General features: G+C 65.7%; 8 protein-coding genes and 1 tRNA gene. 6 read left to right on the forward strand and 3 right to left on the reverse strand.

The genetic code is table 11. The features are described 5' to 3' along the window. Nucleotides 1-1,379, forward strand: a 1,379-nt coding sequence (locus ACLQ7E_RS14725) for an acetyl-CoA hydrolase/transferase family protein (RefSeq protein WP_411733326.1), incomplete at its 5' end; no start/stop codon positions are given. A 106-nt stretch (nt 1,380-1,485) separates the two neighbouring features. On the opposite strand, the gene ACLQ7E_RS14730 is transcribed toward ACLQ7E_RS14725, so the two are convergent. Continuing rightward, nucleotides 1,486-2,070: a GNAT family N-acetyltransferase gene (locus tag ACLQ7E_RS14730; RefSeq protein ID WP_411733327.1), complete on the reverse strand. Its 585-nt coding sequence runs from the start codon at nt 2,068-2,070 to the stop codon at nt 1,486-1,488. A gap of 477 nt (nt 2,071-2,547) precedes the next feature. Here ACLQ7E_RS14730 and ACLQ7E_RS14735 point away from each other — a divergent pair. Beyond that, nucleotides 2,548-2,624: transfer RNA gene (locus tag ACLQ7E_RS14735), tRNA-Val, on the forward strand. An 82-nt stretch (nt 2,625-2,706) separates the two neighbouring features. On the opposite strand, the gene ACLQ7E_RS14740 is transcribed toward ACLQ7E_RS14735, so the two are convergent. Next, entirely contained in the window at nt 2,707-3,765 is a 1,059-nt protein-coding gene (locus ACLQ7E_RS14740) for an LLM class flavin-dependent oxidoreductase (protein ID WP_411733328.1), read from the reverse strand. 200 nt (nt 3,766-3,965) lie between these two features. Here ACLQ7E_RS14740 and ACLQ7E_RS14745 point away from each other — a divergent pair, with 200 nt between their 5' ends. Then, the gene (locus ACLQ7E_RS14745) at nt 3,966-5,780 is read left to right on the forward strand and encodes a threonine/serine exporter family protein (protein ID WP_411733329.1); all 1,815 of its coding nucleotides are present in this window, start codon (nt 3,966-3,968) and stop codon (nt 5,778-5,780) included. On the opposite strand, the gene ACLQ7E_RS14750 is transcribed toward ACLQ7E_RS14745, so the two are convergent. After that, nucleotides 5,777-6,550, reverse strand: coding sequence for a uracil-DNA glycosylase (locus ACLQ7E_RS14750; protein WP_411733330.1), 774 nt, complete (start codon nt 6,548-6,550; stop codon nt 5,777-5,779). The genes ACLQ7E_RS14745 and ACLQ7E_RS14750 overlap by 4 nt on opposite strands. Before the next feature lie 136 nt (nt 6,551-6,686). On the opposite strand from ACLQ7E_RS14750, the gene ACLQ7E_RS14755 reads away from it, so the two are divergent. The 3 genes from ACLQ7E_RS14755 to groL form a co-directional block, all read left to right on the forward strand. Further along, entirely contained in the window at nt 6,687-6,983 is a 297-nt protein-coding gene (locus ACLQ7E_RS14755) for a DUF3263 domain-containing protein (protein ID WP_411733331.1), read from the forward strand. Nucleotides 6,984-7,077: 94 nt separating this feature from the next. Further along, nucleotides 7,078-7,749 (forward strand): LytR C-terminal domain-containing protein, encoded by a 672-nt coding sequence (locus ACLQ7E_RS14760; protein WP_411733332.1) that lies wholly within the window; start codon nt 7,078-7,080, stop codon nt 7,747-7,749. 280 nt (nt 7,750-8,029) lie between these two features. Continuing rightward, nucleotides 8,030-9,318: chaperonin GroEL (gene groL, locus ACLQ7E_RS14765; protein ID WP_411733333.1), on the forward strand; the 1,289-nt coding region annotated here is incomplete at its 3' end.

Here is a 9,318-nt window from a genome sequence, read left to right on the forward strand (position 1 = left end):
CACTCGCCGTCCAGATGGAGGAAGTGCACGCCAAGGGCGAATCGTTCAAGATCAAGGTCCTCACCGGCGCCTCCACCGCCCCCGAGCTCGACGGCGTCCTCGCCAAGGTGGGCGGCATGGAGCTGCGCCTGCCGTACATGTCCGACCCGGCGCTGCGCAAGCGGATCAACGACGGCGAGCTCGACTACATGGACATCCACCTGAGCCATGTTGCCCAGCACACCTGGTTCGGTTTCTACGGCGGCATCAACATTGCCATCATCGAAGTGGTGGGCATCCGTGAGGACGGCACGCTGATTCCGTCGTCGTCCGTGGGCAACAACAAGACCTGGCTGGACATGGCCGACGCCGTGATCATCGAGGTCAACAGCCAGCAGTCGGCCGCCATGGAAGGCATGCACGACATTTACTACGGCACCGCGCTGCCCCCGCACCGCAAGCCCATTCAGCTGGTTGCCCCCGAAGACCGCATCGGTGTCCCGTACCTGCACGTTGACACGGACAAGATCATCGCCGTTGTTGAGACGGATGCACCTGACCGCCTCTCCGCCTTTGCCGCTCCGGATGAAGCCTCCAACCAGATCGCCTCCCATCTGTTGGACTTCCTCGACGGCGAAATCGCCAAGGGCCGCATGACCAACAAGCTGCTGCCGCTGCAGTCCGGCGTGGGCAACATTGCCAACGCCGTGCTGGCCGGCCTGTCCCGCGGCGGCTACCGCGGCTTGAAGGCCTACACCGAGGTCATCCAAGACGGGATGCTGGAACTGATCAAGGACGGCACCCTGGAGTTCGCCTCGGCAACCTCCTTCTCCCTGTCCGAGGCCGGCATTGAGGAATTCAACCGCAACGTTGACTTCTACCGTGAGCGCATTGTCTTCCGCACCCAGGAAATCTCCAACCACCCCGAGCTGATCCGCCGACTGGGCTGCATTGCCCTCAACGGCATGATCGAAGCCGACATCTACGGCAACGTGAACTCCACCCACGTGGTGGGCTCACACATCATGAACGGCATCGGCGGCTCCGGCGACTTTGCCCGCAACGGCTTCCTGTCCGTATTCATGTCCCCGTCCACTGCCAAGGGCGGCAAGATCTCCGGCATCGTACCGATGGCCAGCCACGTTGACCACACCGAGCACGACACCATGATCCTGATTACCGAGCAGGGCCTGGCCGACCTGCGCGGGCTCTCGCCCAAGCAACGCGCCCAGGTTGTCATCGACAAGTGCACCAGCCCGGAGTACCGTCCGATGCTGCAGGACTACTTCGACCGCGCCAAGGTGAGCAGCTACGGCAAGCACACCCCGCATCTGCTGGGTGAGGCACTGTCCTGGCACCAGAGCTACATCGACACCGGCGACATGCGCCCGACCGCCTAAAAGCTCAAGTCATAGGAACTACGCGGAGCCCGTTGTGCACGCCTTTTCAGGGGCGTCCGCAACGGGCTCCACGCTTTTGGCCGGTGCTCGACCGCACTCAAGGTCCTTAGGCCGGTACGGCGTTGTCCTGGTCCGGGCCGAACGCCAGCGGGCGTGCCCGGTGCAAGCCTTGCGGCAGCACGGTGTTCGGCTGGGCCGGGACCAGCGGTGCCAGGCCCATTCCGGTGCGGTGCCACGAGGACTCGGTGGACACCCAGATGGTCATGGGCAGTCCGGTGAAGTAGCCGGTGTATTCGCGTTCGGGCGTCCAGCGGGGCGAACGCTCGTAGTAGCCCCACGAGGCGTGGTTGCGGTTGTCGATCACCGTGATCGGGGTGCCGCCCATGGACAGCGCGTAGGTCAGCCGCGCCTCGGCCATGTACTGGCGGATGCCCAGCCTGCGGTAGGCGGGGTGCACGAACATGCCCCCGAGCTCCATGGGGCGCGGAGCCTCGGTCGGCGCGGTGACGGCGTTGTGCACGATTCCCAGGCCCACCCGGGTGCCCTCGTGCAGCGCTGTGACAACGAACAGGGCATGGTCCATGCGTTCGTGCCAGCGGGCGTCGGGGTTCAGGGCGAGCGCGGAGAGGGCATCGCGTTCGATGCCGGTGGGCGCGGAGTAAGACAGGGAATACTCAATGTTGGGAAGCACTGGGAGCGGTCCTCTAAGTGGAAAAGAGAGCGAACAAAAGAAGTGGTTCCCGGAATTACGCCGGGCCGGTTCTTTGGCCGGTAGGGGACCGCTGCCGGCGGTTCCCGGCAGCTTCCTTGTAGGGCCCAGTTTGGGCGTCGAAGAATTCGACAGTGAAATTATTACCCGCCGAAAGCCCTGTTGTAAATACGGCTCCCGGGCGACGCGCCGGACACCCCGAAACGTCCGCCGCGCGAGGAGGTTCCAGGCGTCAAAAAAGCCCGGAATCACGCGGTTTTCATCGACTTCGCGGCATCGCTGGTTCACCAACAATTCACCTGTACTATTCACGCTCGGGCGTGGCCCCGACGACGAGGGATCGGCGGCGTCGAGACGAGGGCATGCGGGGGAGCAAACGCGGGCGGGCCTCGTGCCGATTTGGCGTGCACCGTCGTGCTCGGCTAATCTTGCTAGGTACTCCTTTGGGAGAGATGGCCCGGTTCTTTAGCTCAGTTGGTTAGAGCGCTCGCTTCACACGCGAGAGGTCAGCAGTTCGAGTCTGCTAAGAACCACCAAACGAAAAGAACCCCCGGATATCCGGGGGTTCTTTTCGTTAAGCCTCGCTCTGCGGCCTGGGCCCAACAACCGGGCGCAAACCTACTTTGCGTCGAGCATCTCCAGGACCAGTGGCTTGACCTTGGTCCCCAGCAAGTCAATGCTGCGCATCATGGTCTCGTGCGGCAGCGAGCCGGCCGAATACTTGATGTCGGCGCGCGAGAGGCCAAGGCCGCTCGCGAAGTGCGCAATCTTCTTGGCCACGGTCTCCGGGCTGCCGGCCAGCAGCGATCCCTCGGGGCCCGCCGAGGCCTCGAAGCGCATGCGGCTTGCCGGCGGCCAGCCGCGCTCGGCACCCAGCCGGTCCATGGTGATCTTGTAGTGCGGCCACAACAGGTCCAGCGCCTCTTGGTCGCTATCTGCGACCAGGCCGTGGAAGTGAGCGCCGATGCGCTGGGGCTGGTGCCCGAATTCCTCCAGCGAGCGCTTGTAGAGCCTGGTCAGCGGCTCAAAGGCCATTGGCTGCCCGCCAATGATGGCAAGGAACAGCGGCAGGCCGTGCCGTGCCGCGCGCACCACGGATTCGGGGCTGCCGCCCACGCCCACCCAGGCATCCAGGGTGCCGTTTTCAATCGGCGGGTAGACCGACTGGTTCCGCAGTGCGGAGCGGGTCTGGCCGGACCAGCTGACCGGTTCGCCCTTGCGCAGCTTGGCAAAGAGCGCGAGCTTTTCCTCGAAGAGCAGTTCGTAGTCGGAGAGCTCGTAGCCAAAGAGCGGGAAGGACTCGACGAAGGAGCCGCGGCCCAGGATGACTTCGGCGCGGCCGTTGGACAGGCCGTCGACCGTTGCGAAGCGCTCGTAGACGCGCACCGGGTCATCCGAGCTCAACACCGTCACCGCGGAGCCCAGCCTGATCTTCTCGGTCACCGAGGCAATGGCGCCCAGGACCACCTCGGGTGAGGAGACCGAGTAGTCGTCGCGGTGGTGTTCGCCCACCCCAAAGAAATCCAGTCCCGCGGCCTCGGCGGCCCTGGCCTCGGTGACCACGTTGCGCAGGACCTGGGCCGGGTGCAGCGGCTGGCCGTTGGCATCGTTGGTGATGTCGCCGAAGGTCTCGATGCCGATCTCAAATTGCTGGGTGTTCGGGGTGGATTCACTCATGATTTCCCGTCGCTCTCCTGTCGAAAGTTATATGCGTTTGCATTCATTGTGGCTCAACTCCGGGCATCGCGCGGATATTCCCGGGGCCGGGCCGCCCACTGTGTCCAAACAGTCAATTGTGAGTTGCGCGGTCCTTGGATCAATGCGCCATAAAGCGGCGGTATGGTGGGTGGGAGCAAGCGCAAGCGACAGGAGGAAGCGTGTCTTCAGGTAAGGGGCCGGACACCACCGCCCCGGCGTCACCGGGCGAGGATCCCAACCCGCAGGTCTCGAGCATTCGCCGTGTCCAGACACGGGAAATGGTCCACATCACCCAGGCCCTGAAGGACGCTGCCGCACACGCGCAAAACGCCCCGAAGTTCCCCGGCGTCGACGCGCCGTCAACCGGCACGCCGGGCGTCGGTCCAACGCCCGGGACCCCCGCCGGCAAGCAAGCCGGCAAGCCCTCGGGAAGGCCGGTCGCCAAGCGGCCAAACGTCGCCAAGCCACCCAGGGCGCCGAAGCCGGTCAGGCCCGCGAAGCGGCCGCTGCCCACCACCTTGGCCCAGGACGCCATCAACGCGAAGACCGGGCAGGTCGGCATCACCACCAGCGGTGCCCCGGCCCTTCCGCCGCGCGTCAACCCCGCGGCCAAGCGCATGATTTCGCGCCTGCTGGCCACGGATGCCCCGCCCACCCAGGCATTCAACATCGTCGAGCGGCTCAAGGGAACCCCCTATGCCAACCCCAAGGTCAACGCCGCCCAGGACGCCTCCGCGCGCAAGACCCTGATCTTCGCCCTTGACCTGGCCGAGACCATGTTCCGCTACGGGGCAGGCGCCCTGGAGGTGGAAACCAGCGTCATTGCCGTGACCGCGGCGCTGGGGCTGAGCCACACCGACGTGGACATCACCAACCAGTCGATCCACCTGAACTTCTCCCCTCCGGAGGGCGAGTCGTACTCGATGCTGCGCGTGGTGCGCTCCTGGACCAGCAACTTCGCCGGACTGGCCCACGTGCACCGGCTGGTCTCCGACATCGTCTCCGGCGGCGTGACCCGGCAGCAATCGGTCGACCGGCTCCGGGAGATCTCGCGCCGGCCCAAGCCCTTCCCGCGCTGGATGATCGCCTCGGCCGCCGGCGCCTTTGCCGCTTTCTTCGTGGTCTTCATCGGAGGTTCCCTGCTGGGGGCGGCGATCGCCTTCATCTCATCGTTGGCTGTCGGGCAGATCATCCAGTACGCCTCCCGCTGGAGGGTGCCCGAGTTCTTCTCGATCGCCGCCGCCAGCTTCGTGATCACTGCCATCGCGGTGCTCGGGCATGCGCTGCATGCGCCGATGGACCCGGCGCTGGTGGTTGCCGGCGGCATCCTGCTGCTGCTGCCCTCGGCCAGATTCGTCTCCGCGCTGCAGGATGCCATCAACGGGTTCCCAGTCACCGCCGCCGGGCGGTTCTTCTCCGCGGCGCTGACCTATGCCGCGATCCTGACCGGCATCATGGCGGCCCTGGTTGGCGGCGAACTTCTTGGTGCCCCGGAAATGGACGTGCGGGCCATTGACACCATTTCCTATCCCGGCTGGCTGCTGGCGGCCCTGGTGGTGGCGGCGGTCATCATGGGCGCGATCACCGAGCAGTCAGACCCCAAGCTCCTGCTGCCCACCGGGGCCATCGCCCTGCTGGGCTACCTGATCCTGCTGGGCATCCAGGCCCTGGGCGTGGGGGACCGGGCGGCCCCGGCGGTCGCGGCGACCTTCGTCGGCCTGGCCGGGCGCTGGGTGGCCTACAAGATGCGCGCCCCCCAGCTGGTGCTTGCCGCCCCCGCCATCGTGTTCCTGCTGCCAGGGCTGATGATCTTCCGTTCCATGTACGGGATCGTTTTCGAGGTCGGCGACATGTCCTCGGCCATGGTGGACATGATCACCGCGTTCACCATCATGATGGCGATTGCCGGCGGCGTGGTCTTCGGCGACACCATCGCCCGCCCCCTGATCGGCGCCGAGGTGCTGGCCGAGCGCCGCAACATTCGCCGCCGCTAGCCCCTGCGCACGGCCAGGGGCAGCGCCCAGTCGATGGGCGTGCCGCCGGCCGCAACCAGCAGCTCGTTGGCCCGGGTAAAGGGCCTGGAGCCGAAGAACCCGTGCCGCGCCGAGAGCGGCGACGGATGGGCCGAGGCAATGATCGGGATCGAGCCCAGGGCAGGGGCAAGCGCCTGGGCGTCCTTGCCCCACAGGATCGCCACCAGCGGGCCTCCGCGCGCGGCCAGGGCATCCATGGCGGCATCCGTGACGGCCTCCCAGCCCAGCCGCCGGTGCGAACCTGCGGCACCGGCAGCCACCGTCAACACCCGGTTCAGCAGCACCACGCCCTGGTCGGCCCACGCGGAGAGGTCCCCGTGCGCCGGGACCGGCACACCGGTGTCGTCGTGCAGCTCGATGTAGATGTTCTTCAGGCTGCGCGGCAGCGGGCGCACCTGCGGCAGGGCGGAAAAGCTCAAACCCATGGAATGCCCCGGCGTGGGATAGGGGTCCTGGCCCATGACCAGCACCCGGGCCTCGGCCAGCGGGCGGCTGAAGGCCCGCAGGATGTTCGCAGGCGCGGGCAGGATGCGCTCGCCGGAGGCACGCCTGGCCTCCAGCCCCCGGGCCAGGGACACCAGCTCCGATTCCACGGGGGCCAGTGCCTCGGCCCAGTCGGCCGCCACGAAGCCGCCCGCCACGGCCTCGGCGAGTCCCCGCCCAAAGGGGAAGGCGGTGGTGTCGGGTTCCGGCTCGGGGAGCTCGAAGAGGGGCGTTTCGCGGGTGTCCATGACATACATTGTGGGCAGATACCCAGCCGGAACGGCAAACGGTTTGTGGGGGCGACACGTTAGAATAGTTACAGTTGGGGCAGATTGCCCGGTAGTTCACCGTGAACCGGGGAACCGGATTGTTGAGGGAAGTGCAATGTCATCCGAGGCACTTGGGCTCGAGTTCGAGCTTGACGAATCCAGCGGGCTGGACGAGCGTTCCCAGCGGATTCTCGCACTGGAACGCCAGTGGTGGAAGTACGCCGGGGCCAAGGAACAAGCCATCGCGGAACTGTTTTCCATCTCTCCCACCAACTACTACCAATTGTTGAACACACTCGTCGACACGGACGCGGCGCTGGCCCATGACCCCATGCTGGTCAAGCGATTGCGTAGACTACGAACGACGAGGCATCGCGCTCGGTCGGCGAAACGGCTCGGATCCGAGGCATGATTGCAACGCACGTCTGGCGTTTCGGGGCCCGGCCGCGCTTGTATTCCTGCACCCGCGCATGCCCACATTGCAAGCCACATCACCGAGGACGGGCATGACCAACTATCCGCGCGATGAATTTGATCGCGTCCCAGAGTTCAGCAACCGTAGCGGTTCTCACCGCGAAAACGGTTGGGCTGCCGCCGCATCCGTGGGCGGGGCCCGATCCGGCTTGCGTTGGCTGATGGTCTTCGGGGCGATTGCCCTGGTGGTGGGACTCTTCTCCTTCATGGTCCTGCCCAAGCTCATGGGCGCCACGACCGACCAAGCACCCGTTGCCGCCAGCTCCTCGGGCACGCAGGAAGCCACGACTTCCACCGAGGCTTCCGAAACGCCGTCCGAATTGGAGGCCGAGGCCAGCGAAACGCCCGCCGAAAGCGAATCGACCGGGCCCACCGACTCCACGGAAGCCAGCTCCTCCACCGAGGCCAGCGAAAGCGGCCCGGCGGAAGACGTGGACACGTCCATGGTCATGGGCGTCTACAACGGCGCGACGGTGGGCGGTCTTGCCGGCCAGGCCCGCACTGAGCTGCAGGACGCCGGCTTCAGCAATGTCGCCGCGTCGAACTGGACGAAGAAGGTCAGCTACTCCACGGTCTACTACCGCTCCGAGACCCACCGGGCCACCGCGGAGGCGGCGGCTGCGGAATTGGACATCACCTCGGTCATGCAGAGCGCAAACATCCCGGGCAATATCGCCATCGTGCTGGGAAGCAACTTCCGCTAGGGAGCGCCGCGCCGCAATACGCTTACGGCAAAGACCCACAGCTTGCACTCCGAGTGGTTGAGTGCCAAGATTTGTATTAGCACTCGCACGTCCCGACTGCTAATTCGATCGAAGTTTCGAGCGGATATGTGCGGCTTCGGGGCGGTGTTTGAGTGAGTCCTTGACCAAGGCAGCGAGAAGCTTTTGCGATCGTCCCATGACATCGTGGATTCTTCGTCCGTCGCGGGCGTTGCCTCAGGTCGTAGATACGCATGAACGTCCCGAAAGGACATAAGCCGCTATGGCCAAAATCATTGCATTTGATGAGGAAGCACGCCGCGGCCTTGAGCGCGGCCTGAACATTCTGGCTGACGCCGTCAAGGTCACCCTTGGCCCGCGTGGACGCAACGTCGTTCTGGAAAAGAAGTGGGGCGCCCCCACGATCACCAACGATGGTGTCTCCATTGCCAAGGAGATCGAGCTCGAGGACCCGTACGAGAAGATCGGCGCGGAGCTCGTCAAGGAGGTCGCGAAGAAGACTGACGACGTCGCCGGTGACGGCACGACCTCGGCGACCGTGCTCGCCCAGGCACTCGTGCGCGAGGGACTGCGCAACGTCGCTGCCGGCGCCAACCCGATGGCCCTGAAGAAGGGCATCGAGAAGGCTGTCGAGCGCGTCAGCGAAGAGCTGCTGAAGATGGCGAAGGAGGTCGAGACCAAGGAGCAGATCGCTGCCACCGCCTCGATCTCGGCCGCTGACCCGCTGATCGGCGAGATGATCGCCGAGGCCATGGACAAGGTCGGCAAGGAAGGCGTCATCACCGTCGAGGAGAGCAACACCTTCGGTCTCGAGCTTGAGCTCACCGAGGGCATGCGCTTCGACAAGGGCTACATCTCGCCGTACTTCGCGACGGACCCCGAGCGCATGGAGTCCGTGCTCGAGGACCCGTACCTGCTGATCCTCAACGGCAAGATCTCGTCGGTGAAGGACCTGCTCCCGCTGCTGGAGAAGGTCATGCAGTCCGGCAAGCCGCTGATGATCATCGCCGAGGACGTCGAGGGCGAGGCCCTGGCCACCCTGATCGTCAACAAGATCCGTGGCACCTTCAAGTCGGTCGCCGTCAAGGCCCCCGGCTTCGGTGACCGCCGCAAGGCCATGCTCACCGACATCGCGGTGCTCACCGGCGGACAGGTCGTCTCCGAGGAGGTCGGTCTCAAGCTCGAGAACGCCACCCTCGACCTGCTCGGCCGCGCCCGCAAGGTCGTCGTCACCAAGGACGAGACCACTGTCGTCGACGGTGCCGGTGACGCTGACCAGATCGCTGGCCGGGTCAACCAGATCCGCGCCGAGATTGAGAAGTCCGACTCGGACTACGACCGCGAGAAGCTGCAGGAGCGGCTCGCGAAGCTGGCCGGCGGCGTCGCCGTCATCAAGGTCGGCGCGGCCACCGAGGTCGAGCTCAAGGAGCGCAAGCACCGCATCGAGGACGCGGTCCGCGCGGCCAAGGCCTCGGTCGAGGAGGGCATCGTCGCCGGTGGCGGCGTCGCGCTCCTGCAGGCGGGCACCACGGCCTTCGAGAAGCTCGACCT

The sequence above is a fragment of the Paeniglutamicibacter sp. genome, from assembly GCF_046714615.1.
Taxonomy (GTDB): domain Bacteria; phylum Actinomycetota; class Actinomycetes; order Actinomycetales; family Micrococcaceae; genus Paeniglutamicibacter.